The organism is Polymorphum gilvum SL003B-26A1 (genome assembly GCF_000192745.1).
In the GTDB taxonomy this organism is placed as follows: Bacteria; Pseudomonadota; Alphaproteobacteria; order Rhizobiales; family Stappiaceae; genus Polymorphum; species Polymorphum gilvum.
This window is the reverse complement of record NC_015259.1, coordinates 782196-807744: the sequence shown is the minus strand read 5'-3', so window position 1 is coordinate 807744 and position 25549 is coordinate 782196. Positions and strand designations below refer to the sequence as shown.

Sequence of the window (25549 nt, the reverse complement as noted above, 5' to 3'; positions counted from 1 at the left end):
CCTATTCCGCCGCCGTCCGCACGGCCTGTGCCAGGGGCAGGCGCATGACGAAGCGCGCGCCGCCCTCGGGCCGGTTTTCAGCCGTCAGGCTGCCCGAGAAGTCGTGGACGATCTTGTAGGCGATCGACAGGCCGAGACCGAGACCGGCGCCGACGTCCTTCGTGGTGAAGAACGGGTCGAAGATCTGTCCCATCGCCACCTCCGGAATCCCCGTGCCGTTGTCGGCGACGGACAGCCTCACCTCGCCATCGGCGACATCGACGTCGAGGTCGATTGCCGGGTCCTCCCTGCCGCGCACCGCGTCGATGGCGTTGGCGACGAGATTCATGATCACCTGTTCGAGCCGGATCCGCCCCGCCAAGACCACCAGGTCGCCATCCGGCAGCCGGGTCGTCAGCCGGATGCCCTGCTGGCGGACCTGCGGCGTCAGCAGCAACAGCGCCTCGTCGATCGCCTGGCGCAGCGACACGGGCTGTAGATCGGTGCCGGCCCGCCGTGTGAAGCCCTTCAGCGTGCGCGCGATCTCGGCCATGCGCGCCACCAGGCCGCCGATCCTGGCGAGGGACTCGGTCGCCCGCTCCGGCTCGCCCCGCGCGATCAGCAGCGTGGCGTTTTCCGCATTGGTGCGGATCGCCGCCAGCGGCTGGTTGTATTCGTGGCTGAGCGCAGCCGACATGTGGCCGAGAGTCGCCAGCTTGGCCGCCTGCACCAGTTCGGCCTGAGCCCGCCTGAGCTCCGCTTCCGCCGCCAGCCGCTCCTCGATCTCGGCTTCCAGGCGCTGGTTGGCGCGCGTCAGGTCGATCGTCCGGCTGCGCACCCGCCGCTCCAGCCGCAAGGCGGCCGCCCTGTCGCTGCGCAGGCGCCGGATCAGGCCCTCGCGCCGCTCGACCGCCGACCAGACCGCGCCGGCCCCGATGACGCAGAGCAGGAAGGCGATCAGCATGGCGTTGGCCGACTGCGTGCGCGCCTCGGCGACGTCCGACAGGATGACCACCTTCCAGCCGAGCACCGGCAGGTCCTCCCTGAGTTCCAGGAAGGCCCGTCCGCCCGCCTGCTGCGCCGGGCGCACCAGGCGGAATCGGCCCAGGTGGCCGCCCGCGCGCAGCAGATCGATCGCTGCGCCGCGCCCCGGCGCCGTATCGGTGCGCAAGGTCGTGCCGCGCCAGTCGTGGACGTTGGTCACCACCACGACATCGTTCTCGTCGAGCGCGACCAGCGCGTCCTTGCTCAGCGCCCAAGCCTGCTCGACGTCGTCGAGGCGAACCCGCACCGCCACCACCCCGGCCAGCCGGTCGCGCACGCGGATCGGCGACGCGAACACGTAGCTTGCCGGCTGCCAGCCGTTGCCCGGGATCAGTTGCCGACCGAGCTGGCCCATGGCTGCCTCGCGGAATGCCTTGGGGATCCACTGCCGTCCGAGCAGCGCGCCGGAGTTGGTCGAGGCATCGCTGGTGGCGATCGTTTCGCCCTGCGGCGACAGGAACCACACCTCCTTGGCGCCCGACATGCCCGCTGCGATCGCCGCGATCCGGCCGCCCTCCTCCGCATCGCGCCGCTCGACGACGTCGGCCACGTCCGGGCGACGCGCCGTCAGCGGCGTCATCAGGCGGAACTTGTCGAGCAGGCGTTCCAGCGCGCCGCTCTGTACCGCCAGCGCCGCGTCCTTGCGCACTTCCAGGTCGCTCAGGAAGAAGCGCAGGCTAATCGCCCCGGTCAGCCAGACGATCGCCGCGCTCGAAGCCAGCAGGGCGACCGCGACGACGAGTTTCAGGCGGCGCGCGCGCCGGCGTTGGTAGCGCTGGGTCATGGCGCCATCATAGCAGCAAGCTGCCTGCGAAGAACCGGCTCACGACGCCGCCTTCGATCCGCCCCGCCTGCGGTCCTCCCGCATCATCGCGGCCCCCTTTTCTGCGATCATCACGGTCGGCGCGTTGGTGTTGCCCGAGGTGATGGTCGGCATCACCGAGGCGTCGGCGACGCGGATGCCGGCAAGTCCGCGCAGCCGCAACCTGCCGTCGACGACGGATGCCTCATCGGCGCCCATGCGGCAGGTGCCGACCGGATGGAAGATGGTCGTGCCGATGTCGCCGGCCGCCCGGGCCAGGTCCTCGTCGGTCTCGATCCGCGCCCCCGGCAGGTATTCCTCCGGTGCGTATTTCTTCAGCGCCTGCGCCGCCATGATCCGCCGCGTCAGGCGGATCGAATCCGCCGCCACCTTGCGGTCCGAGGATGCCGACAGGTAGTTCGGGCGGATCTCCGGCTGCACGGCCGCGTCGGCGCTGGCGATGTGGACGTGGCCGCGGCTGTCGGGGCGCAGGTTGCACACGCTCGCCGTGATCGCCGGGAACGCATGCAGCGGCTCGCCGAACCTGTCGAGCGACAGCGGCTGCACGTGATATTCGATGTTGGCCGTTTCGAACGAGGGATCCGAGCGCGCGAACGCGCCGAGCTGACTCGGCGCCATCGACATCGGCCCGGCGCGCCTGAGCGCATAATCCAGCGCGATGCGCGTCTTGCCGGCGAGCGTGCCGGCCAGCTGGTTCAGCGTCCGCGCGCCCCTGACCTTGAAAATGGTGCGCAGCTGCAGGTGGTCCTGCAGGTTCTCGCCGACCCCCGGCAGCTCGTGCTGCACGGCCAGACCGACCTTCTCCAGCACATCCGGGCGGCCGATTCCGGACAGTTCCAGCAACTGCGGTGAGCCGATCGAGCCGGCGGCGAGCACCAGTTCGCCGGAAATCGAAGCCCGCGCCGGCCGGCCGGCGACCGTCAGTTCCAGCGCGCTTGCCCGCCCCTCCTCGATCACGATGCGGCGGGCATGCGCGCCGGTGACGATCTTCAGATTGGCCCGCCCCAGCGCCGGCCTCAGGAAGCCCTTCGCCGTGTTCCAGCGGATGCCGGCGCGCTGGTTGACCTGGAAATAGGCCGAGCCGAAATTGTCGCCGGTGTTGAAATCCCTGATCTTCGGGATGCCCACTTCCTCGCAGGCGTCGCGGAACGCATCCAGCACCTCCCACGACAGCCGCTGTTCCTCGACGCGCAGCCCGCCGCCTTGGCCGTGCAGCGCGTCGTTCCAGGCATAGTGGTCCTCGGACGCGCGGAAATGCGGTAGCACGTCGTCCCAGCCCCAGCCGGTCAGGCCGAGCTGGCGCCAGTGGTCGTAGTCGCGTGCCTGGCCGCGCATGTAGATCATGCCGTTGATCGACGAGCAGCCGCCAAGCACCTTGCCGCGGGGATAATTCAGCGCGCGCCCGTTCAGGCCCGGCTCGGGCGCCGTCGTGAAGCACCAGTCGGTGCGCGGGTTGCCCATGCAGTAGAGATAGCCGACCGGGATGTGGACCCAGATATAGTTGTCCTTGCCGCCAGCCTCCAGCAGAAGAACCCGCACGTCCGGATCCGCCGACAGCCTGTTGGCCAGCACGCAGCCGGCCGAGCCGGCCCCGACCACGACATAGTCCCAGGCGCCCAGATCCTGCATCGGTCCTCCCCGCGCATTGGCGTCACGGCCCTGTCATAGGCGCATCGCGCAAGGGCGCGCAAGTAGGGCGAAACCCGACGCGGCGTCGCGCCGCGGCCCCAGCTTACGACAGTTCGGCCTCGCGTACGGCGTATTCGATCTCGTCGACCAGCGCGGGGTCGAGGTCGAGCCGGGCAGCCAGCATGTCGAGATAGGCTTTCTCGGCCCGATGGTCGGGATCGATCGCCAGCCGCGAGGCGGCATAGATCTCGGCCGCCTCCTCCGGCGTGCGCGCCAGCGTCACCACCTTGTCCATGTCGAGCGGCGCGCGCAGTTCGTCCATCAGGAACGCCTTTTCGTCCGCGCCAAGCCCGGCTTCGTCCATCTTGCCGAAGATCCTGCGCTGTTCTTCGGCGTCGATATGCCCGTCGGCCTTGGCCGCCGCGATCATTGCGCTGAGTAGGGCGGTCGCCACGCGTGCCTCGCCGCCCGGCGCCTGCGCCGGGTCGAAGCCCGTGCCCTTCGGCGCCTCCAGGCGGAAGTCGGTGCCGCGCGCGTCCGTCGGCCGATGCGGCTCGATCCGGCCCTGCTTGCCGGCCTGGTAGTCCTGATAGGCCCGGTAGGCAAGCCCTGCAACCAGCGCCAGCCCGCCGTAGGTGACCGCCGTCTTGCCGAGCTTGCGCCCGGTCTTGGTGCCGAGCAGCAGACCGGCCAGCCCACCGACCGCCAGTCCGCCGCGCTGCGAAGACAGCAAGTCGCGCCCACGCCGCATCAGGTCGTCGGACCCGGCCTTGCCGGACGCGCCGGACGAACCGGCGCCGAGAACCTGGTCGAGAAGGGATTTGGGATCGAACATGACGGCGGTCTCCGCGAGGGGTTGCAGACTGGATCGCCGGTGACATGGTGTCGGGCCGGACGCCCTGCAAGCCCCTCTGCCAGGGCTGCGGTCAGGGCTGCGGTCAGTGCCTGGCCAGCGGCAGGATGTTGTCGTCCTTCAGCGTCTCCATGGCGATCGACGAGCGCACGTTCTGAACCGCCTCGTGCGGCAGCAGATCGTCGTTGATCACCCGGCTCAGCGCCTTCAGGTCCGGCACCACGATCTTCAGCATGTAGTCGACGTCGCCGGTCAGCGTGTGCGCCTCCTGCACCTCCGGCATCGCCGCCACCATGGCCCGGAAGCGGCGCGCGTTCTCGCGGCTGTGCGCGCCGAGCGTCACGCCGACGAAGGCAGTCACCGAGAACCCCAGCCGCTCCGGCGCCAGATCGGCCCGGTAGCGGCGGATGATGCCTTCCGCCTCCAGCCTCTGTCGCCGCCGCGACACCTGGCTCGCCGACAGGCCGATGCGCTCGCCGAGTTGCTGGTTGGTCAGCGCCGCGTTCTCCTGCAGCGCGGCGAGCAGCTTGAGATCGAAGCCGTCCGTTTCCTCAATCATTCGCCAGACCCGATTTTTTTGCACGTTCCATGCGTGATGATACGTGTTTTCGCGCAGTTTGCACACATCTTGCGCGCAAGCCGCCGCATTCTGGATCTCACGCACACCCAGAGGAGGACAGCATGGGACCCTTTCCGCACGACGCCCCGCCGGCGAAGATCGGCACCGACAACCCCGCCGGCACCGACGGCTTCGAATTCGTCGAATTCGCCCATCCCGAGCCGGAAAAGCTCGATACCCTGTTCCAGCGGATGGGCTACACGCCGGTCGCCAGGCACCGGACCAAGGCGATCACCGTCTACCGCCAGGGCGACATCAACTACATCCTCAACGCCGAGCCGGGTAGCCACGCCATGCGCTTCGTCGACGCCCACGGCCCCTGCGCCCCGTCCATGGCCTGGCGTGTGGTCGACGCGCGGCACGCCTTCGACCATGCCGTATCGAAGGGGGCTACCCCCTATGAGGGCGACGACAAGGCGCTCGACGTTCCGGCCATCGTCGGCATCGGCGGCTCGCTGATCTATTTCGTCGACATCTACGGCGCCAAGGGCTCGCCCTATTCGGCCGAGTTCGACTGGCTCGGCGACGTCGACCCGCGCCCGGAAGGGGTCGGCTTCTACTATCTCGACCACCTGACCCACAACGTCTATCGCGGCAACATGGACAAGTGGTGGGACTTCTACCGCGAACTGTTCGGCTTCTCCCAGATCCATTATTTCGACATCGACGGCCGCATCACGGGCCTGGTCAGCCGCGCCATCACCTCGCCCTGCGGCAAGATCCGCATCCCGCTCAACGAGTCCAAGGACGACACCAGCCAGATCGTCGAGTACCTGAAGAAGTACAAGGGCGAGGGCATCCAGCACATCGCCGTCGGCACCGATGCGATCTACGACGCCACCGACCGGCTCGCCGACAACGGCCTGAAGTTCATGCCCGGCCCGCCGGACACCTATTACGAGATGTCCCGCGACCGCGTGCGCGGCCATGACGAGCCGATCGAGCGGATGAAGAAGCACGGCATCCTGATCGACGGCGAGGGTGTTGTGAACGGCGGCATGACCAGGATCCTGCTGCAGATCTTCTCCAAGACCGTGATCGGTCCGATCTTCTTCGAGTTCATCCAGCGCAAGGGCGACGAAGGCTTCGGCGAAGGCAACTTCCGCGCCCTGTTCGAGTCGATCGAGGAAGACCAGATCCGCCGCGGCGTACTCAAGGTCGACGCTGCCGAATAGGCCGTCTCGACGGCAGGCGCCTCCGCAGGGCAGGCACACTTCCCTCCCTGCGGGGACGGATCAGGGGGGATGGTCAGCGGCGTCGACCGGACGCAAGGCGCGCCTCGGCCGGCCTGCGTCTTACGCCACGCTCCGCAGGTCGCTCAGAATCGCCTGCGCCCAGGCGTGGGCGTCCTCGCGGCACAGGCGGTCGAACATCGCCTGCCATCGGTCGCGCCGTTCCTCCAGCGGCATGGTGATCGCACTCTGCAGTCCCTGGGCGACCTCCTCGGCCGAATGCGGGTTGACGACCAGCGCTTCCGGCATCCCCTCAGCCGCGCCGGCGAAGCGCGACAGCACCAGCACGCCCGGATCCTCCGCCCGCTGGGCAGCGACATATTCCTTCGCGACCAGGTTCATGCCGTCGCGCAGCGGCGTCACAAGGCCGACCCGGCTCGCCCGGTAGATCCCGGCCAGCACGCGGCGCGGGAAGGAGCGGGTCAGGAAGCGGATCGGGGTCCAGTCGATGTCGGAGAACCGGCCGTTGACGTGGCCGGTCAGTTCCTCCAGCGTCCGGCGGATCTCGATATAGGCGTCCAGTTCGGAGCGCGACGGCGGCGCGATCTGCATCAATGACACTCGGCCGCGGTTTTCCGGATAGTCGTCCAGCAGCCGCTCGAACGCCCGGAAACGTTCCGGCAGGCCCTTGGAATAGTCGATCCGGTCGACGCCGATGATCTGCTGGCGCCCGGCCAGCTGCTTCTCCAGCCGCGACACGCTGCGCCGCGCTTCGGGCGACATGGCGAATTTAGAGAACGCCTCCGCGTCGATGCCGATCGGATAGGCCTTGACGATGACGGTTCGCCCTCCGGCGCTCAGCCTGCTGTCGCCGACTTCCGTCCCGCCCAGTTCCTCGACCACGAAGCGGCGGAAATTGGCCGCGTCCCGCCGCGTCTGGAAGCCGATCAGGTCATAGGCCAGCATCGCCCGCACGATCGAGCCGGCATTGGGCAGCGCGGCCAGGATCTCCGGCGCGGGAAACGGGATGTGCAGGAAGAAGCCGATCGGATTGCCAACCTCCATCGCTCTCAGCGCCGCGGCGAAGGTCAGGAAATGGTAGTCGTGCACCCACAGGACGTCGTCCGCCTCAATCAGCGGGCGCAACCGGGTCGCGAAGCGGTCGTTGACCTGGCGATAGCCGGTCTCATGGCGCCTGTCGAATACGGCGAGGTCGAGCCGGTAGTGTAGAACTGGCCACAGCGTCCGGTTTGCATAGCCGGCGTAGTAATCCTCGTAGTCGGCCGGCGTGATGTCGATCTGAGCCAGTTGGACCGCCTTGGTCCTCTGCTCTTTGATCTGGCCGAAGGTGCCTTCCTCCGACACCTCGCCGCTCCAGCCGAACCACAGTCCGCCGGTCTGCGTCAGCGCGTCGACCAGCGCGACTGCCAGACCGCCGGCCCGGCCGGTGTCCTTCAGTGGCCCGACCCGGTTGGATACGACGACCAGGCGCCCCATGCGTTCTGTCCTCCTGCTCCGCGGCCTGCCGCCGGCGGGGCGAGGCCGTTCAGACGACCGTCTCCCAGCCGGCGCTCAGCCGCACCGCTCCGTTGATAATGCCGACCATCGAGTAGGTCTGCGGGAAATTGCCCCACAGCTCTCCCGTGGCCGGCGCCGTGTCCTCCGACAGCAGGCCGACGTGGTTGCGGCAGGACAGCATGGTTTCGTAGATCTCCCGGGCCTCCTCCCGGCGGCCGATGCGCGCGAGCGCATCGATGTACCAGAAGGTGCAGATGTTGAACGCGTTCTCCGGCGCGCCGAAGTCGTCCGGCGCGTGGTAGCGAAACAGGTGGCTGCCGCGCCGCAGTGCCGCGCCGATGCGGTCCACCGTGGCGATGAACCGGGGATCTTTTGCCGGCAAAAAACCGACCTCGGCCATCAGCAGCAGGCTGGCGTCGAGATCGGAGCCCTCGAAGCTCTCGACGAAGGCGCCGATGCGCTCGTTCCAGCCACGCGTGCAGATCGTCGCATGGATCGTGTCCGCCCGCGCCCGCCACGCGGCCGCCCGTTCGGGCAGCGAGAATTGTCCGGCGATCTTGGCCAGCCGGTCGCAAGCGGCCCAGCACATCAGCGACGACGAGGTGTGAACGCGCGCCCGCGTCCGCAGTTCCCACAACCCCGCGTCCGGCTGGTCGTGCATGGCGAAGGCCCGCTCGCCGACCTTCTCCAGCCGCTGGAAGTCCTCCAGCCCCGGCTGGTGCAGCAGGCGCCGGTCGAAATAGGCCTGCGCCGCGCCGAGCACGATGTTGCCGTAGACGTCGTGCTGGAAATGCTCGTAGGCCTGGTTGCCGACGCGCACCGGGCCGTCGCCGCGATAGCCCGGCAGGTCGACCGTCTCCTCGACCAGGCGCTCCTCCAGCCCGATGCCGAACAACGGCTGGACGTAGCCGCCGTTGGTCACCGCGACGATGTTGTTGAGGTAGCGCAGGTAGTTCTCCATCGTCTCCATTTCGGAGAGCGAATTCAGCGCGCGCACGACGAAGAAGGCGTCGCGCAGCCAGCAGTAGCGATAGTCCCAGGTGCGCCCGGTGCCGGCGGCCTCCGGGATCGAGGTCGTCGCGGCGGCGACGATCGCGCCGGTCTCCTCGTAGGTACACAGCTTCAGCGTGATCGCCGCCCGGATCACCGCCTCCTGGTATTCCAGCGGCAGGCCGAGCCGGCGCGTCCAGGCCCGCCAGTGCTGCTCGGTCTGCTCCTCGAAGTCGCGGCACAGCGTTTCCGGGTTGTCTGTCAGCGATTCGTCCGGGCCGAGATGGAACGACAGCGGCCCGTCGAGCAGGAATGGCGTCTCCGCGCGCACGTAGGTCACCGACGCGTTGGTGGTCAGCCGCAGCGTCGTGCCGTTGCCGACGAAGCGGATGTGGTTGGAGCCGGTGGTGATCTCCGGCGCGCGCTGGCCCCAGGCGAAGCGCGGCCTGAGCCGCACCCGGATGCGCGGATGGCCGACCAGCGGCCGCACGCGGCGCACCAGCGTAGTCGGCCGGTACATGCGGCCCTTGGCGGAAAAGCGCGGCGCGAAGTCGGTGATCTCGATGCCGTTGCCCTCGCCGTCGAACACGCGCGTCTTCACGATCGCGGTGTTCGGCACATAGGCCTGCTCGCTGTGCACGGCGCCGTTGAGCTCGATGGCGAAGGCGCCGTCGCCGGCCTCGCCGGCGCTGCCGAGGAGCGCGTGGAACACCGGGTCGCCGTCGAAACGCGGCAGGCAGCACCACACCACCGTCCCCATCCGGTCGATCAGCGCCGCGAACGAGCAGTTGCCGACCATGGCCAGATCGAGCGAGGGCGTGATCGCCGCGGGCGCGCTCCAGCTCACGGCTGGCACTCCAGCGCCGGCGCCAGCGTCTCCAGCCAGGCATGCACGGCGGCGACGTCGGCGAGCCGGTACGACGCGCAACTCTCGCCCGCCCCGACCTTGATCGCCAGCCCGCCGGCGGCAAGCGCCGCGCGCATGCCGTCCTCGTCGGTGACGTCGTCGCCGACATAGACCGGGACACGGCCCTCGAACGGCGCATGCGCCATGAAGGCGCGCAGCGCGCTGCCCTTGTCGCGGTCGAACGGCTTGGCCTCGACCACCATCTTGCCGCGCACCAGATGCAGCCCCGGCATCACCGCGGTCGCCTCGACGAGCAGCGCCTCGACCTCGCCAGCGCGCTCCGGCGCGGCGCGGTAGTGGACGGCCAGCGCCGGCCCCTTGTCCTCCAGGAACACGCCGTCGCGCAGCAGCCCTGAGGCGTTCAGCAGCCCGCGCAGCGCCCGGATCTCGGCGCCCGCCTCCTCGCGCCGCACCGGCGTGTCCGGCGCGTCGCGGTGCTCGAGACCGTGCAGGCCGGCGGCGGCCAAGTGCAGCGGCGCGAGATGGACGTCGATCTCGGCGATCGGCCGGCCGGAGATGATCGCGACCGCGCCGCCGAGGCGGCGGCGCAGCCGGTCGAGGGCGTCGACGAGGGCGCCGTCGACCTGGACGGCGTCGGGTCGCGGCGCGAGATCGACCAGGGTTCCGTCGAAATCGAGGAACAAGGCCGCATCCGCGGTCAAACGGGGCGCTTCCATCATGGCCCCTTCTTAGGCGCTGCCTCGCCGCGATTCCAGTCCGGCGGCCCGCTTTTTCCCCCTCCGGACTGCCTCAAATGCGGGCACTGTCGCCGCAAGGCAACGCCCGCGCGCCCCGTGGCGCGCGGGCCGGAAGCCGTGGCTCACACGAACAGGTTGACCAGACTTTCCAGGTACTCCTGCCGTCCCGACACCGGCTGCGGCTCCAGGCGGTCGCGGCTGACCCGCTCCGCCAGATCCTCCAGCGACCGCTCGCCCGAAAGGATCGCCGCGTTCTCCGGCCTGTCCCAGCCGGCATAGCGGGCGTCGGCGGTCGCCTGCAGCCGCCCGTCCTCGATCATCGCCGCCGCCGCCAACAGCCCGCGCGCGATCGCGTCGGCCGAACCGACATGGGCCTGGATCAGATCGACCGCATCGAGCGACTGGCGCCTCAGCTTGGCGTCGAAGTTGGTGCCGCCGGTCGTGAAGCCGCCGCCCTTGAGGATCTCGCGATAGGCCAGCGCCAGTTCCGGCACGTTCATGGCGAACTGGTCGGTGTCCCAGCCCGACTGATAGTCGTTGCGGTTCATGTCGACCGAACCGAAGATGCCGAGCGCATGGGCGAGCGCCAGCTCGTGCTCGAACGAATGGCCGGCCAGGATCGCATGGCCCTGCTCGATGTTGACCTTGACCTCGGCCTCCAGCCCGTAGGCCTTCAGGAAGCCGTAGACCGTGGCGACGTCGAAGTCGTACTGGTGCTTGGTCGGCTCCTGCGGCTTCGGCTCGATCAGGATCGTTCCCGTAAAACCGATCCGGTGCTTGTACTCGACCACCAGGGCGAGGAACCGTCCGAGCTGGTCCAGCTCGCGCTTCAGGTCCGTGTTGAGCAGCGTCTCGTAGCCCTCGCGCCCGCCCCACAGCACGTAGTTGGCGCCGCCGAGGCGATGGGTGACGTCGAGCGCGGTCTTCACCTGTGCGGCCGCGTAGGCGAACACCTCCGGGTCCGGGTTGGTCGCCGCCCCGGCCATGTAGCGGCGGTTGGAGAACAGGTTCGCCGTGCCCCACAGCAGCCTCGTCCCGCTGTCGGCCATCTTGCCCTCGAACACATCGGCGATGGCGTTGACGTTGGCGTTGCTCTCCGCCAGCGTCGCGCCCTCCGGCGCGATGTCGCGGTCGTGGAAGGTGAAGAACGGCAGGCCGAGCAGGTCGAACATCTCGAAGGCGACGTCCGCCTTCAGCCGCGCCTGCGCCATCGGGTCGCCCGCCGCCATCCAGGCGCGCTGGAACGTCTCGCCGCCGAACGGGTCGGTGCCCGGCCAGCAGAACGAATGCCAATAGCACACGGCCAGCCGCAGATGGTCCTCCAAGCGCTTGCCGAGCACCACCCTGTCCTTGTCGTAGAAGCGATAGCCGTAGGGCTCGCGGGCATCGGCGCCGACGAAGCGGACCGGCTCCAGTCCGTCGAAAAATCCAGTGGCCACCTCAGATCTCCTTCAATGCGGGATAGAGCTTGCGCCAGCGGGCATGGGCCTCGCCGTAGGCGCGCGAAAGGGTCGGGTCGGGGTCGATGCTGACGCTGAGCGGCGGCGGCTCGAACAGGCCGTCGAGGCGGCCGAGCGCAGCCGCCTGGCCGAGCCGCGCGGCGCCGAAGGCGGCGCCGAAGTCGCCGTCGGCGGGAATGTCGATACTGACGCCGAGCACACTGGAGAGGATCCTCACCCAGGTCCGCGAGCGCGAGCCGCCGCCCACCGCCGTCAGCCGGTCGATGCGCGCGCCCGCCGCGACCAGCGCCTCGAGGCAGTCCTTGAGCGCGAAGGCGACGCCGTCGAGCACAGAATGGGTCAGGCTGTCGCGCCCGCTCTCGTGGCCGAGGCCGACGAAGGCGCCGCGGATGGCGGCATCGTTGTGCGGCGTGCGCTCGCCCGAAAGATACGGCAGGAACAGCACCGGCGCCGGCCCGTCGACCGGCCCGAGCGCCGCAGTCAGCGCCTCGGGCCTTTCGCCCAGCGTCCTTGCCAACCAGTTCAGGCTGTCGGTCGCCGACAGGATCACGCCCATCTGGTGCCAGGTCTGCGGCACCGCGTGACAGAACGCATGCACCGCGCTGGCGACATTGGGCGAGAACCGGTCGTTGGTGACAAACAGCACCCCCGAGGTGCCGAGGGACACGAAGGCCGTGCCCGGCGCGACGGCGCCGACACCGCAGGCAGACGCCGCATTGTCGCCCGCCCCGCCGGCGACCACCGGGACCTTTGCGAAGCCCCAGCGAGCGGCAAGTTCCGCGCGCACCGCCCCGGACGCCTCTGATCCCTCGACCAGCCGCGGCATGTGGTCGAGGCCCAGGCCCGTCGCCGCCAGCAGCGGTTCGCACCAGGCGCGCGCGCCGACGTCCATCCACAGCGTGCCGGCGCTGTCGGACATGTCGGAGGCGTGCTCGCCGGTCAGCTTCAGCCGCACGTAGTCCTTCGGCAGCAGCACCCGGGCGGTCCGGGCGAAGATCTCCGGCTCGTGCGCGCGCACCCAGGCGAGCTTGGGCGCGGTGAAGCCGGGCATGACCCGGTTGCCGCCAAGCGTCCAGAACCGCGGCTCGGCCGCCTCCAGCGCCGCACATTCCGCCGCAGAGCGCCCGTCGTTCCACAGGATGCACGGCCTCAGCGGCCGGTCTGCGGCGTCCAGCAGCGTCGCCCCATGCATCTGGCCCGACAAGCCGATGCCGGCGACCACAGCCATCTGTACCGGATATTCCGCGGCGAGACCGTCGAGCACCGCAACGCAGGCGTCCCACCAGGCGTCCGGGTCCTGTTCGGACCAGCTCGGCTGCGGTCGCTCGACCGTCAGCGGCGCGCTCGCCGAGGCGACCTGGTCCTGGTCCTCGTCGAGCAGGATCGCCTTCACCGAACTGGTGCCGATATCGAGGCCGAGATACATGAGGTGCGCCCCTCATTCTGATGCAGGGAAAACCCGGACGGCGACGGTCCGGGCGTCGGTGGAAATCTGCGGGCCCAGGAATCAGGCGGCGGCGCTCTCCCCGCCGACCGCCCCCGGACCCGGCGCGGCGCCGGGCGGGCACTTGCCGAGGATGATCATCCCCAGCACCTCGTCCTTGGTCACCTGCCGGGTCTCGGCGGTGCCGACCAACTGGCCGTTCTTCATCACCGCCAGCCGGTCGGCGAGTTCGAACACGTCGTGGATGTCGTGGCTGATCAGGAAGATGCCGAGGCCCTGCTTCTTCAACTCCTGGATCAGGTCGGCGACCATCTGCGTCTCCTGCACGCCCAGCGCCGCCGTCGGCTCGTCCATGATCAGGATGCGGGCGTTGAAATACACCGCCCGGGCGATTGCTACCGACTGCCGCTGGCCGCCGGAAAGCGCCTTCACCGGGGCCTTGAACTTGCGGAAGTTCGGATTGAGCCGACCCATGATCTTGCGCGTCTCGGCCTCCATCCGGTCGTCGTCGACGAAGCCGAGCGGCGTCACCAGTTCGCGGCCAAGAAACAGGTTCGAGGCGGCGTCCAGGTTGTCGGCCAGCGCCAGCGTCTGGTAGATCGTCTCGATGTTGTGGGCGCGCGCGTCGCGCGGGCTGTGGATCGTCGCCTTCTTCCCGTCGATCAGGATATCGCCGCTGTCGGCCCGGTAGGCGCCCGACAGGATCTTGATCAGCGTCGACTTGCCGGCGCCGTTGTGGCCGAGCAGGCCGACGACTTCCCCGGGACGCAGGTCGACGGAGACGTGATCGACCGCGCGAACGCCGCCGAAGGAGATGCAGATGTCCTTCATCTGGACCAGGGGCGCCGCCATGGCTCAGTCTCCCGTCCGCTTGCGGTAGAGGATGTCGACCAGCACGGCGACCACGAGCACGATGCCGACCACGATGTTCTGCAGCGGCGCGTCGACGCCGACCATCGCCATGCCCGACTGCAGCGACTGCATGATCAGCGCGCCGAGGATGGCACCGTAGATCGTGCCAACACCGCCCGACAGGGCGGTGCCGCCGATCACCGCGGCCGCGATCACGCGAAGTTCGTCCAGCGTGCCGATGTCGTTGGTCGAGAAGCCGAGCCGGGCCGCCGCCACCGCCGCCGACAGGGCGCACAGCCCGCCCATGATGGCGAACACCTTGACGGTCAGGAGCCGGGTGTTGATGCCCGACAGCTCGGCCGCGTCCGGATTGCCGCCGGCGGCGAAGATGTAGCGGCCGAGCCGCGTACGCCTTGCGACGACGGTCATTGCCACCGCGACCGCGATCAGCAGCAGCACCGAATAGGGAATGCCGTAGCCCATGGTCAGGCCGTCGGGCAGCGTCTCGTCGCGCTGCTCGAACATCCGCTGCAGGCGCGCCGTCGGGATGTCGTAGGCGTTCAGCGTCGCGACGAAGCCGAGGATGATCGCGGCGATCAGCGCCCCGATCACGCCTTCCGCCCACGCCGGCTTGACCGGGAACCCGTGCACCGCCTTGCGCCGGCGTGAGGCGATCAGCAGGGCGAGCGCGGCCGCCACCGAAACCATGCCGAACGCCCAGGAGGCGGCCTCGCCGAGCGTGCCGCCGATGCCGCCAATCGTGGTGAAGGTCTCGTCGAGCGGCCCGATGGTCTGGCCGTTGGTGATGAACCAGGCGGTGTTGCGCCACACCAGCAGTCCGCCGAGGGTGACGATGAAGGCGGGAATGCCGAGATAGCCGATCATCCAGCCCTGGAACGCGCCGATGGCGACGCCGACGACAAGCCCGGCGAAGATCGCCAGGATCCAGATCGCCGGATGGCCGAGGCCGAGCCACTGCGGCAGGATCTGCGTCTGCACCACGGCCATCACCGCCGCCACCGTGGCGAGCAGCGCGCCGACCGACAGGTCGATGTGGCGCGTGACAATCACGAACACCATGCCCGTCGCCATGATGGCGACGGACACCGTCTGGATGGTCAGGTTGAAGATGTTGCGCGGCGTCAGGAAGCGGCCGTCGGTGAACACGTTGAAGATCAGGCACAGTACCACGAAGGCGCCGATCATGCCGAGCAGGCGCGTGTCCAGCTGCAGCGCGGATAGGAAGCGTCGGGCCGTCGGGGTCTTCGACCCGGACAGGGCGGCATCGGACATCGGATGGCTCCCGTTTGGCGACCGTTGCGTCAGTGCGGATTGGACACCCGGCCGGCCTGTCGGTCAATAAGGCCTCGCTCGGCAAGGCTCGGCACTGCCCCGGCCTGTGCGGCCGGGGCAGTGTCGGCGAGGTCTGGACGGATCAGTTGCAGGGTGCCGGGCCGGCCTCGACGCCCTGGCACAGGGCCTCCTTGGAGATCCAGCCGGCGTCGACGACGACGGTCAGATTGTCCTTGGTGACCGGCAGCGGCTCGAGGAAGCGGGCGGTCAGCTCCGTCCCCGCCGGCGAGGTCCACGTGCCGGCCCCCTCGATGGAGTCCATCGCGCCGCCCTTGGCCAGCGCCACGGCGATCTCGCCGGCCGCCTTGCCGAGCTCGCGCGCATCCTTCCACACCGAGACGGTCTGCGTGCCCTTGGCGACGCGGTTCAGCGCCGCGTGGTCGCCGTCCTGGCCGGACACCGGGATGCCCTGCATGCCCTGGGCGGTCAGCGCGGCGACCACGCCGCCGGCCGTGCCGTCGTTGGAGGCGACCACCGCATCGACCTTGTTGTCGTTTGCGGTCAGGATCTGTTCCATGTTGCGCTGCGCGTTGGCCGGCAGCCAGCCGTCGGTATAGGCCTCGCCGACGATCTTGATCTTGCCGGCGTCGATCGCCGCCTGCAGCACCTCCTGCTGGCCGCCGCGCAGGAAGTCGGCGTTCGGGTCGGTCGGCGAGCCCTTGATCATCACGTAGGTGCCTTCCGGCGCCAGCTTCTGCACCTCGCGCGCCTGCATGCGGCCGACCTCGACATTGTCGAAGGTCAGATAGAAGGCGCGCGCGTCCTCGATCAGCCGGTCGTAGCCGACCACCGGGATGCCCTCGTCGGCGGCCGCCTGCACGGCCGGGCCGATCGCCTGCGAATCCTGCGCGAGGATGATCAGCGCATTGGCGCCTTGGGCGATCAGCGCCTCGATGTCGGACAGCTGCTTGGCCGAAGAACTTTGCGCGTCGGCGGAAATATACTTGGCGCCGGCGGCCTCGAGCGCGGCCTTGATCGCCGCCTCGTCGGTCTTCCAGCGCTCCTCCTGGAAATTCGACCAGCTCACGCCGACGGTGATGTCCTGGGCGAAAGCGGGAGAAAGGACGGTGGCGGACATGAGCGCGCCCGCGAGAATCCTGGCAATCGTGCGCATAGCGGTGTTTCCTCCTGAAGACGCAGCCCCTTGTCTCGAGGCGTCGCCTTGTTCATCCCGAGGGCGGGTTCGGCCCTCACCTGCCGGACGCGCGGCGATATTTTTTTTAGCGTCCGAAAAAAAGTTGCTCCAAACCATGACGGCTGTCAACATGGTTTTGGAACCTGCTATGCAGGTCGACGCACCGCACCGGCCGGCAAGAAAGACCGGCACCAGGACCGGCGGCGGCAGGAAACGCTTCAGGAAAGACACGCCACGCGATGACGAAGAAGGCGGACAAGGACCAGATCCGGCGGCAGAACCGCAGCATCATCCTCCAGGCCCTGCGCCGCGAGGGCCAGATGGCGCGCATCGATCTCGGCCGTGCCACCCGCCTCAGCCCGGCGACGATCACCGCGATCACCTCCGACATGCTCGACGAGGGCCTTATCGTCGGCATCGAGGCCGACGAGCCTAAGGCGCCGCTCGCCCGCGGCCGCCCGCGCAGCCTGCTCGCCCTCAACGGCGCCGCCGCCTCGGTCGTTGGCGTCCGCCTCTCGGTCAACTCGATCGACCTGGCGCTCGCCGACTTCACCGGCCGCATCTCCTGCAGCCGCCGTGTCCCCTTCGACACTGCGCGCGCCGACCGCGACAGCTTCCCCGCCCTGCTGGTCGCCCGCATCCGCGAGTTCGTCGCGGACTCGGCGGTCGATCCCGCCTCCGTGCGCGAGATCGGCGTCGCCTCCCAGGGCATCGTCGACACGACCACCGGCGAAATCGTCTGGAGCCCAGCCTTCGCCGGCCGCCACATCCCGATCGTCGCGCCGCTCTGCGACGCCTTCTCCGCCGACTGCACCTTGTCCAACGACACCAACATGATCACCGAGGCCCTGCACTGGTCGGAGCCCGGACGCTACAGCGGCACCTTCGCCGTCGTCATGATCGACTACGGCGTCGGCATGGGCCTCTTTCTCGACGACCACCTATTCGTCGGCGCGACCGGCGCGGCGGCCGAGATCGGCCATGCCAACCACATCCCCGGTGGCGCCCTGTGCCGCTGCGGCCGGCGCGGCTGCCTCGAGGCCTATCTCGCCGACTACGCCCTGCTGCGCAGCGCCACTGGTCTTGCCGAGGACACCGACCCGGCCCGCGTGCCGGTCACGGGCCGGACGTTCGAGGACCTGGCCCAGCGCGCCGGGGCGGGCGACCGGGCGGTGCTCGACACGCTGGAGCGGGCCGGGCGCGCGCTTGGCTACGGCCTCGCCCGCCTGCTCGCCGTCATCGACCCGCAGCGCGTGGTGCTCACCGGCGCCGGCGTGTGCACCGTCCCCTACATGCGCGCCGCCATGGACGCCGCGCTGGAAGACGCCCTGGTCGAGGACCTGCGTCGCGCCGTCGAGATCGATGTCGTGCCCTGGAACGAGGACTTCATCCGCCGCGGCCTGATCGCACGCGCCATGCGCCGCCTCGACCGCGGTATCTTCGCCGCCGCCGGCAGTTCCCGCCGCCGCCCCTCCGACGCCCGCCCGCAACGGCGCACGGCCTGACCTCGCGCGTCCGGTCGGACGGTGCCGGCCTCCGGTTTGCGCCGCGATTCCGGGATCGGCGAAAAAAGTGCATGATCGGGTCTCCGAAAAGCTGATTCCTTCGTTTTTTCGTCGTCGCTTTTTCCTTATGGTCCGGCCTCGGACATTTCCCGTCGAAGGGGGCATACGCAGCATGATCCTACCGTGCATCCTGTCGGGCGGCGTCGGCACGCGCCTGTGGCCGCTGTCGCGCCGCAAGCGGCCCAAGCAGTTCCTGCCCATCTTCCAGGGTCAGAGCCTGCTGCAGAAGACCTGCCTGCGCTGCACCGGCGACGATTTCGCCGCGCCGATCGTCATCGGCAACCAGGAACACCGCTTCCTGATCGGCGAACAGCTGGCCGAGATCGGCGTCAGGGCCGACACCATCCTGCTCGAGCCGGAAGGGCGCAACACCGCCGCGCCGGCCGCCGCCGCGGCGCTGATCGCGCTCGAGCGCGATCCCGACGCCCTCGTCCTGCTGCTGCCCTCCGACCACCTGATCGAGCGCGAAGACGTCTTCCGCGCCGCCGTGGCGGATGCCGTCGAGGCCGCCCGCGCCGGCGCCATCGTCACCTTCGGCATCACCCCGACCGAGCCCAACACCGGCTTCGGCTACATCCGCCTGAAGCCGGGCGACGATCCCGTGCGCGCGGTCGAGGCCTTCGTCGAGAAGCCCGACCTCGACACCGCCCGCCGCTTCCTGGACGACGGCAACTACGTCTGGAACGCCGGCATCTTCCTCTATTCCGCCGCCGCCATGGTCGCCGCCTTCGAGCGCCACGCGCCGCAGATCCTCGATGGCGTGCGCGCCGCCCTCGCCGCCAGCTACGCCGACCTCGACTTCACCCGCCTCGACGCCGAGACCTTCGGTCAGATCGACAACATCTCGATCGACTACGCCATCATGGAGCGCGTCGACTCCATCGCCTGCGTGCCGATGGCGCCGCAGTGGAACGACCTCGGCTCCTGGGCCGCGGTCTGGGACGTCATGCCCAAGAACGGCCACGGCAACGCCGGCCTCGGCGACACCCGCTTCCTCGACGCCGACAACTGCCTCGCCTATGCCGAGGACAGCCTCGTCTCGGTCATCGGCCTGACCGACATCCTGGTCGTCGCGACGCGTGACGCCGTGCTGGTCGCCGACAAGACCCGCTCCCAGGACGTCAAGAAGCTGGTCGAAAGCCTGGATGCGGAGAACCGCCCGGAAACCGTCGCCCACCCGCGCTCCTACCGGCCCTGGGGCTGGACCGAACGCATCAACACCGGCGACCGCTTCGCCGTCCATTCGATGCTGATCAAGCCGGACTGCGAGCTGTCGCTGCAGAGCCACGTGCACCGGGCTGAGCACTGGGTGGTCGTCTCCGGCACCATCGAGATCACCATCGAGGGCGAGACCAAGCTGCTGACCGAGAACCAGTCCGCCTACGTCCCGCTCGGTGCCCGCCATCGCCTGTACAACCCCGGCAAGATCCCGGCACGCATGATCGAGGTCCAGTCGGGCAGCTACCTCGGCGACGACGACATCCGCCGCCACGCCTGATGCCATTCGCCCCTTGCGGGCGGGAACGGACGCAGTCAAGCCCGCCTCGGGCTGCTGACAACCCTCGGCTTCGTCATTCCGGCCGCAGCGAAACGGAGAGCCGGAACCGGAGAGCCGAGGCGTTGCCGGTTCCGGCTCTTTGACCTGTCGGGACCAGGGCTCACCGACCCCGCATCTCCGCGTCGCGGCCTGCCGGATTACGACGGTGTTCGTTTGTCGTTAATCTGCGCACGGGCTGGACGGCTGCCGGGAGTGGCGGAAGCGCAAACGCCGGCTCACACGCCGTAATAGTCCCGATACCAGTCGACGAAGGCCCTCACCCCGTCGGCGACCGGCGTGCTCGGCCGGAAACCGGTCGCCGCGACGAGGTCCTCGACGTCGGCCCAGGTGGCGGAGACGTCGCCCGGCTGCATCGGCAGCAGCTCGCGTCGGGCGGTCCGGCCGGTCGCCGCCTCGATCGCCTCCAGGTAGGTCAGCAGTTCGACCGGCTGGCTGTTGCCGATGTTGTAGATCCGGTAAGGGGCGGCGCTCGACGCCGGATCGGGCCGTTCCGCTTCCCAGGCCGGATCAGGCGCGGCCGGCCTGTCGGCGATCCGCACCACCCCTTCCACGATGTCGTCGATATAGGTGAAGTCACGCACCATGCGCCCCTCGTTGTAGAGCGGCACCGGCTCGCCCGCGAGGATCGCCTTGGTGAACTTGAACAGCGCCATGTCCGGCCGACCCCACGGGCCGTAGACGGTGAAGAAGCGCAGCCCCGTGCAGGGGATGGCGAACAGATGGGCGTAGGCATGCGCCATCATCTCGTTGGCCTTCTTGGTCGCCGCATAGAAGGACACCGGATGGTTGCCGCCGCGGTGCGGCGACAGCGGCATCGCCTTGTCGAGGCCGAACACCGACGAGGTCGAGGCGAACACCAGGTGGTCGACAGGATGCGCGCGCGCCGCTTCCAGGATGTTCAGGAAGCCGGTGATGTTGGCGTCGACATAGTCCTGCGGCGCGTCGAGGCTGTGGCGCACGCCCGCCTGGGCGGCCAGGTGGATGATGCGCTCGGGCGCGTGGCGCCGGAACACCGCCGTCACCGCCTCGCGGTCCTCGACCGACACCTGCTCCTCGTGGAAATGGTTCGATGCCCTCAGCCGGGCGAGCCGCGCCTCCTTCAGCGCCGGATCGTAATAGGCATTGACGTTGTCGATCCCGACGACCCGCCAGCCGTCGTCGAGCAGCCGCTGCGCCACATGCGACCCGATGAACCCGGCCGACCCGGTAACCAGAACTGTCCGCACCCTCTCGCCGCTCCTTCGTCAACCCGCCCGTCCCGGGCCCCGCTTCACTACCACCTCTCCCGGTCAGGTCAACGCCAATCGCCTGCGCTGCCCCCCTGAGGCGGGCCGCCGCGGCAGCGGCCGGCAACAGGAGCGACCGGATCGGGCCGCCGCGCCTCGACGTGCCGTCGCCACCGCCATCGGCCGGCCTGCAAGTCGTCCGCTGCCGCCTTTTTGATCATGTCGAATGAGCACGCATTTTCAAGCACTTACAGTCATTAAAAATATGACTAACTAACTCATATTATTTTGTTTTTCGAAAATATTTGACTATTTGGCCAAATTTTTTTCCAATGCTTCCAAGGCAGTCCGTTCGCGAAAAGAAACGGACGCCGGACATAGATCGCCACCCTTCCGGAGATCCCGATGACCGAGACCGTCCAAGGTCCCGACGTTGCGCCCGCACGCCTGACGCCGGACCAGTACGCGCGCAATTTCTGCGACCTGCATCCGCGCCTCGATCCCCACGAGGCGCAAGTCGAGGCCGACCGCTGCTACTTCTGCCACGACGCTCCCTGCGTCCAGGCCTGCCCGACCAGCATCGACATCCCGCTGTTCATCCGCCAGATCGCCACCGGCAATCCGACCGGCTCGGCCAGGACGATCTTCGCCCAGAACATTCTCGGCGGCATGTGTGCCCGCGTCTGCCCGACCGAAACCCTGTGCGAACAAGCCTGCGTCCGCAACGAGGCGGAGGACAAGCCGGTCAAGATCGGCGAGCTGCAGCGCTACGCCACCGACCACTACATGGACACTCATGCCACGACGCCGTTCACCCGCGCCGCGCCGACCGGCAAGCGGGTCGCGGTCGTCGGCGCCGGTCCCGCGGGCCTGTCCTGCGCCCACCGCCTCGCCGTCCACGGCCACGAGGTCACGATCTTCGACGCCCGACCCAAGGCCGGCGGCCTCAACGAATACGGCATCGCTTCCTACAAGGCGGTCGACGATTTCGCGGCCCGCGAGGTGGCGTTCATCCTGTCGATCGGCGGCATCCGCGTCGAGACCGGCCGGCGCCTTGGCACCGACCTCGACCTCGCCGCCCTGCGCGCCGACCATGACGCCGTGTTCCTCGCCATCGGCCTCGCCGGCGTCAACGGCCTCGGCGTGCCCGGCGAGGACCTCGGCAACGTGCTCGACGCGGTCGACTACATCGCCGACCTGCGCCAGACGAGAGACCTGTCGAGCCTGCCGATCGGCCGCCGGGTCGTCGTCATCGGCGGCGGCATGACCGCCATAGATATGGCCGTGCAGGCCAGACTGCTTGGTGCCGAGGACGTCACCATCGCCTACCGGCGCGGCCAGGAGCAGATGAACGCCAGCGAATACGAACAGCATCTCGCCCAGACCAACGGCGTCAGGATCATGCTCTGGGCCCAGCCCAGGGCGATGAGGGGCACGAACGGCCCGAGCAATGGCCAGGTGACGGAGATCGAACTGGAGCGCACCGCCCAGGGCCCCGACGGGCGCCTGGTCGGCACCGGCGAGACGGTGACGCTCGCCGCCGACATGGTGTTCAAGGCGGTCGGCCAGAAGCTCGAGCAGGGCGATCTCGCCGGCATCGGCGGCCTGACCGTCGACAAGGGACGGATCGTGGTCGACGCCGACCGCCGCACCAGCCTCGACGGCGTCTGGGCCGGCGGCGACTGCGTCCTCGGCGGCGAGGACCTGACCGTCGCGGCGGTGGAGGACGGCAAGATCGCCGCCGAAGCCATCCACCGCGCCCTGTCCGCCTGAGCCTTGTCCGCCTGACCCAGTCCGGCCTGACCCTGGCCGCCTGACGCCCGTTCACGCCCTATCCGGAGATCGCACCATGGCTGATCTGAGATCCGAATTCGCCGGCATCAAGTCCCCGAACCCGTTCTGGCTCGCCTCCGCGCCGCCGACCGACAAGGAATACAACGTCGTACGCGCCTTCAAGGCCGGCTGGGGCGGCGTCGTCTGGAAGACGCTCGGCGACCCCATCGTCAACGTCAACGGCCCGCGCTACGGCGCTATCCACGGCAAGGACCGCCAGCTCATCGGCCTCAACAACATCGAGCTGATCACCGACCGGCCGCTGGAGGTCAACCTGCAGGAAATCAAGCGGGTCAAGCGCGACTGGAAGGACCGGGCGCTGGTCGTGTCGCTGATGGTGCCCTGCGAGGAACACTACTGGCAGACGATCCTGAAGCAGGTCGAGGACACCGAGGCCGATGGCGTCGAACTCAATTTCGGCTGTCCGCACGGAATGAGCGAGCGCGGCATGGGCTCGGCGGTCGGTCAGGTGCCGGAATACATCGAGATGGTCACCCGCTGGTGCAAGCAGCACACCCGCATGCCGGTCATCGTCAAGCTGACGCCGAACATCACCGACATCCGCAAGCCCGCCCGGGCGGCCAGGGCCGGCGGGGCCGATGCGGTGTCGCTGATCAACACCATCAACTCGATCGTCTCGGTCGATCTCGATCGCATGTGCCCGAGCCCGACCATCGACGGCAAGGGCGCCCACGGCGGCTATTGCGGTCCGGCGGTCAAGCCGATCGCGCTCAACATGGTCGCCGAGATCGCCCGCGATCCGGAGACCGCCGGCCTGCCGATCTCCGGCATCGGCGGTGTCACCACCTGGCGCGACGCGGCCGAGTTCATGGCGCTCGGCGCCGGCAACGTCCAGGTCTGCACCGCCGCCATGACCTACGGCTTCAAGATCGTCGAGGACATGATCGAGGGCCTGAAGGACTGGATGGACGGCGCCGGCCATTCCGGCGTGTCGGAGTTCGTCGGCCGCGCCGTGCCGAACTGCTCCGACTGGCAGCACCTCAACCTCAACTACATCGCCAAGGCCAAGATCGACCAGGATCTGTGCATCAAGTGCGGTCGCTGTCACATCGCCTGCGAGGACACCTCCCACCAGGCGATCACCAGCATGGTCGACGGGGTGCGCCGGTTCGAGGTCATCGACGCCGAATGCGTCGGCTGCAACCTGTGCGTCAACGTCTGCCCGGTCGAGAACTGCATCACCATGGAACCGATGACGCCGGGCAGCGTCGACCCGCGCACCGGCAGGACCGTCGATGCGACCTATGCCAACTGGACGACCCATCCGAGGAACCCCAACGCCCTGCAGGCGGCGGAGTAGCGACGGCAGCAAGGGGCCGGCAGGGGATCGGCGGGTTTCGAGCCGGAAGCCGGAGCGAAGTGGGACAGAAGCAGGACACGCCGGGGCGGGGCGCGATATCTGCCATTTTCCATATTAGCTTCAAGGTCTTATCAGGATAAAACCCAGAAAAGGGCGCCCGGTGGGCGCCCTTTCCGCAAGATATCGGTCCGACTCAGAGCTTGTCGGTGACCACCGTCGTGGTGGCGCCTTCCGGCTCCTTGGTGATGACCGGATCGGAGCCGCCGGAGAGCAGCGACTTGACCGTCCGCTCATACGCCTCCATGTCCAGCCGGCCATCGGAGCCATCGACAAGCTTGTTGATTTCGCTCACCATTCTGACCTGATGCTTCTCCGTCTGGGCGCCGGTGGCGTCGTTCTCGAGCACGATCTCGGCGGCCTCTTCCGGGTTCTCGGCGGCATAGGCCCAGCCCTTCATCGACGCGCGCACGAAGCGGGCGAGCTTGTCGACCATCGCCTCGTCCTTGAGGCTGGCCTCGAGCACGTAGAGCCCATCCTCCAGGGTCGCAACCCCTTGATCTTCATACTTGAATACGATCAGGTCGTCCGGGGAGATGCCCGCATCGATGACCTGCCAGTACTCGTTGTAGGTCATCGTCGAGATGCAGTCCGCCTGCTTCTGCAGCAAAGGATCGACGTTGAAACCCTGCTTCAGCACGGTCACCCCGTCCGATCCGCCCTCGGTCGGGATGCCGAGCTGGCTCATCCACGACAGGAACGGATACTCGTTGCCGAAGAACCAGACACCGAGCGTGCGCCCCTTGAAGTCGTCCGGAGAGGTAATTCCCGTTTCCTTCAAGCAGGTTAGCATCATGCCCGACTTCTTGAACGGCTGCGCGATGTTGACCAGCGGCACGCCCTTCTCGCGGCTCGCCAGCGCCGACGGCATCCAGTCGATGATCACGTCCGCCCCGCCGCCGGCGATTACCTGCGGCGGCGCGATGTCCGGCCCGCCCGGCTTGATCGTCACGTCGAGGCCTTCCTCGTCGTAGAAGCCCTTGTCCTTGGCCACGTAATAGCCGGCGAACTGGCCCTGCGTGACCCACTTGAGCTGCAGCGTCAGCTGGTCCGCCGCCTGCGCCGCGCCGGCAACCAGTGCGCCGGCCAGCGCCGTTGCGGCGGCCAGGGCCTTGAATGTCATCTGCGCCATTTCCGTTCTCCTCATGGTCTGCCGCGACTGCCGTCGCCGGCCTGGAAAGTCTGTGTCGCCTGGGATTGCGTCACGCGATCCGGGCATCGCAACCGCCCCGCCGCGGCCATCCGCCTGGCGGAACCTATTGATATCCGGTCGAGAATCAGGTCCCTCCTCCACCCGGTTGGCCCGGGCTTGCTTGTGCGACATACGGCTGCGGCATCTCCGCCGCCCCGTTCAATCGGCCCGCCCCACCGCTGAAACCGGCTTGCCGCCGGCCCGCCGCAAGCTGACCAATTGGTCAAAAAACCTAGGAATATGCCGGCCGTTTGGTCAAGCCGATTGTTTGCGCAAGCGGGCTTATTTTCGCATCAGACCAACCCCGCCGCACCCCGCCGG

Annotated in this window: 19 protein-coding genes; 5 read left to right on the top strand and 14 right to left on the bottom strand. The window is 68.6% G+C overall.

What is annotated here, in order from left to right; translation table 11 throughout:
• Position 1: 1 nt before the first annotated feature.
• The 4 genes from SL003B_RS03865 to SL003B_RS03850 form a co-directional block, all read right to left on the bottom strand.
• A complete protein-coding gene (locus SL003B_RS03865) occupies positions 2-1807 on the bottom strand; it encodes a sensor histidine kinase (RefSeq protein ID WP_013651510.1) in 1806 nt (601 codons plus the stop codon).
• A gap of 39 nt (positions 1808-1846) precedes the next feature.
• Complete coding sequence (locus SL003B_RS03860) at positions 1847-3475, bottom strand: GMC family oxidoreductase (protein WP_013651509.1); 1629 nt, start codon at positions 3473-3475, stop codon at positions 1847-1849.
• Between the two features lie 103 nt (positions 3476-3578).
• Positions 3579-4310, bottom strand: coding sequence for a tellurite resistance TerB family protein (locus tag SL003B_RS03855; protein ID WP_013651508.1), 732 nt, complete (start codon positions 4308-4310; stop codon positions 3579-3581).
• Between the two features lie 103 nt (positions 4311-4413).
• Entirely contained in the window at positions 4414-4887 is a 474-nt protein-coding gene (locus tag SL003B_RS03850; protein WP_013651507.1) for an Lrp/AsnC family transcriptional regulator, read from the bottom strand.
• 122 nt (positions 4888-5009) lie between these two features.
• On the opposite strand from SL003B_RS03850, the gene hppD reads away from it, so the two are divergent.
• Positions 5010-6122, top strand: coding sequence for a 4-hydroxyphenylpyruvate dioxygenase (gene hppD, locus SL003B_RS03845; RefSeq protein ID WP_013651506.1), 1113 nt, complete (start codon positions 5010-5012; stop codon positions 6120-6122).
• 120 nt (positions 6123-6242) lie between these two features.
• Here hppD and SL003B_RS03840 read toward each other — a convergent pair whose 3' ends face one another.
• From SL003B_RS03840 to xylF, 8 genes are all read right to left on the bottom strand, one after another.
• A complete protein-coding gene (locus tag SL003B_RS03840; RefSeq protein WP_013651505.1) occupies positions 6243-7616 on the bottom strand; it encodes an alpha,alpha-trehalose-phosphate synthase (UDP-forming) in 1374 nt (457 codons plus the stop codon).
• A gap of 49 nt (positions 7617-7665) precedes the next feature.
• Positions 7666-9474, bottom strand: coding sequence for a glycoside hydrolase family 15 protein (locus SL003B_RS03835; RefSeq protein ID WP_013651504.1), 1809 nt, complete (start codon positions 9472-9474; stop codon positions 7666-7668).
• Positions 9471-10214, bottom strand: coding sequence for a trehalose-phosphatase (otsB, locus tag SL003B_RS03830; protein ID WP_041375366.1), 744 nt, complete (start codon positions 10212-10214; stop codon positions 9471-9473). Before otsB ends, SL003B_RS03835 begins: the two co-directional genes overlap by 4 nt.
• Positions 10215-10354: 140 nt before the next feature.
• On the bottom strand, positions 10355-11647 hold the full coding sequence (xylA, locus tag SL003B_RS03825; RefSeq protein ID WP_242390376.1) for a xylose isomerase: 1293 nt from the start codon (positions 11645-11647) through the stop codon (positions 10355-10357).
• A gap of 25 nt (positions 11648-11672) precedes the next feature.
• Positions 11673-13118 (bottom strand): xylulokinase, encoded by a 1446-nt coding sequence (gene xylB, locus SL003B_RS03820; RefSeq protein ID WP_013651501.1) that lies wholly within the window; start codon positions 13116-13118, stop codon positions 11673-11675.
• 81 nt (positions 13119-13199) lie between these two features.
• Entirely contained in the window at positions 13200-13988 is a 789-nt protein-coding gene (locus SL003B_RS03815; RefSeq protein WP_013651500.1) for an ATP-binding cassette domain-containing protein, read from the bottom strand.
• Between the two features lie 3 nt (positions 13989-13991).
• The gene (locus tag SL003B_RS03810; RefSeq protein WP_013651499.1) at positions 13992-15281 is read right to left on the bottom strand and encodes a sugar ABC transporter permease; all 1290 of its coding nucleotides are present in this window, start codon (positions 15279-15281) and stop codon (positions 13992-13994) included.
• Positions 15282-15423: 142 nt separating this feature from the next.
• The gene (gene xylF / locus SL003B_RS03805) at positions 15424-16455 is read right to left on the bottom strand and encodes a D-xylose ABC transporter substrate-binding protein (protein ID WP_013651498.1); all 1032 of its coding nucleotides are present in this window, start codon (positions 16453-16455) and stop codon (positions 15424-15426) included.
• A 260-nt stretch (positions 16456-16715) separates the two neighbouring features.
• On the opposite strand from xylF, the gene SL003B_RS03800 reads away from it, so the two are divergent.
• The gene (locus SL003B_RS03800) at positions 16716-17981 is read left to right on the top strand and encodes an ROK family transcriptional regulator (protein ID WP_013651497.1); all 1266 of its coding nucleotides are present in this window, start codon (positions 16716-16718) and stop codon (positions 17979-17981) included.
• A gap of 172 nt (positions 17982-18153) precedes the next feature.
• On the top strand, positions 18154-19539 hold the full coding sequence (locus tag SL003B_RS03795; protein WP_013651496.1) for a mannose-1-phosphate guanylyltransferase/mannose-6-phosphate isomerase: 1386 nt from the start codon (positions 18154-18156) through the stop codon (positions 19537-19539).
• Between the two features lie 275 nt (positions 19540-19814).
• On the opposite strand, the gene SL003B_RS03790 is transcribed toward SL003B_RS03795, so the two are convergent.
• Positions 19815-20825, bottom strand: coding sequence for an NAD-dependent epimerase (locus tag SL003B_RS03790; protein ID WP_013651495.1), 1011 nt, complete (start codon positions 20823-20825; stop codon positions 19815-19817).
• A gap of 405 nt (positions 20826-21230) precedes the next feature.
• On the opposite strand from SL003B_RS03790, the gene SL003B_RS03785 reads away from it, so the two are divergent.
• Both SL003B_RS03785 and preA read left to right on the top strand, forming a co-directional pair.
• Positions 21231-22598, top strand: a complete 1368-nt coding sequence (locus SL003B_RS03785; RefSeq protein WP_013651494.1) for an NAD(P)-dependent oxidoreductase — start codon at positions 21231-21233, stop codon at positions 22596-22598.
• 76 nt (positions 22599-22674) lie between these two features.
• Positions 22675-23979 carry an NAD-dependent dihydropyrimidine dehydrogenase subunit PreA gene (preA, locus tag SL003B_RS03780; RefSeq protein ID WP_013651493.1) on the top strand — a complete coding sequence of 435 codons (1305 nt, stop codon included), beginning with the start codon at positions 22675-22677 and terminating at the stop codon, positions 23977-23979.
• A 193-nt stretch (positions 23980-24172) separates the two neighbouring features.
• Here the strand turns inward: preA and SL003B_RS03775 are convergent, their stop codons facing one another.
• Positions 24173-25168 (bottom strand): ABC transporter substrate-binding protein, encoded by a 996-nt coding sequence (locus SL003B_RS03775; protein ID WP_013651492.1) that lies wholly within the window; start codon positions 25166-25168, stop codon positions 24173-24175.
• Positions 25169-25549 lie beyond the last annotated feature (381 nt).

Excerpts from the sequence above, each read along its gene's own strand:
- SL003B_RS03860 (WP_013651509.1), bottom strand. The coding sequence starts at position 3,475 with ATGCAGGATCTGGGCGCCTGGGACTATGTCGTGGTCGGGGCCGGCTCG.
- SL003B_RS03815 (WP_013651500.1), bottom strand. The coding sequence starts at position 13,988 with ATGGCGGCGCCCCTGGTCCAGATGAAGGACATCTGCATCTCCTTCGGC.
- xylB (WP_013651501.1), bottom strand. The coding sequence starts at position 13,118 with ATGTATCTCGGCCTCGATATCGGCACCAGTTCGGTGAAGGCGATCCTG.
- otsB (WP_041375366.1), bottom strand. The coding sequence starts at position 10,214 with ATGATGGAAGCGCCCCGTTTGACCGCGGATGCGGCCTTGTTCCTCGAT.
- SL003B_RS03850 (WP_013651507.1), bottom strand. The coding sequence starts at position 4,887 with ATGATTGAGGAAACGGACGGCTTCGATCTCAAGCTGCTCGCCGCGCTG.
- SL003B_RS03855 (WP_013651508.1), bottom strand. The coding sequence starts at position 4,310 with ATGTTCGATCCCAAATCCCTTCTCGACCAGGTTCTCGGCGCCGGTTCG.
- SL003B_RS03775 (WP_013651492.1), bottom strand. The coding sequence starts at position 25,168 with ATGGCGCAGATGACATTCAAGGCCCTGGCCGCCGCAACGGCGCTGGCC.
- SL003B_RS03810 (WP_013651499.1), bottom strand. The coding sequence starts at position 15,281 with ATGTCCGATGCCGCCCTGTCCGGGTCGAAGACCCCGACGGCCCGACGC.
- xylF (WP_013651498.1), bottom strand. The coding sequence starts at position 16,455 with ATGCGCACGATTGCCAGGATTCTCGCGGGCGCGCTCATGTCCGCCACC.
- SL003B_RS03865 (WP_013651510.1), bottom strand. The coding sequence starts at position 1,807 with ATGACCCAGCGCTACCAACGCCGGCGCGCGCGCCGCCTGAAACTCGTC.
- SL003B_RS03795 (WP_013651496.1), top strand. The coding sequence starts at position 18,154 with ATGATCCTACCGTGCATCCTGTCGGGCGGCGTCGGCACGCGCCTGTGG.
- hppD (WP_013651506.1), top strand. The coding sequence starts at position 5,010 with ATGGGACCCTTTCCGCACGACGCCCCGCCGGCGAAGATCGGCACCGAC.
- preA (WP_013651493.1), top strand. The coding sequence starts at position 22,675 with ATGGCTGATCTGAGATCCGAATTCGCCGGCATCAAGTCCCCGAACCCG.
- SL003B_RS03785 (WP_013651494.1), top strand. The coding sequence starts at position 21,231 with ATGACCGAGACCGTCCAAGGTCCCGACGTTGCGCCCGCACGCCTGACG.
- SL003B_RS03800 (WP_013651497.1), top strand. The coding sequence starts at position 16,716 with ATGACGAAGAAGGCGGACAAGGACCAGATCCGGCGGCAGAACCGCAGC.
- SL003B_RS03840 (WP_013651505.1), bottom strand. The coding sequence starts at position 7,616 with ATGGGGCGCCTGGTCGTCGTATCCAACCGGGTCGGGCCACTGAAGGAC.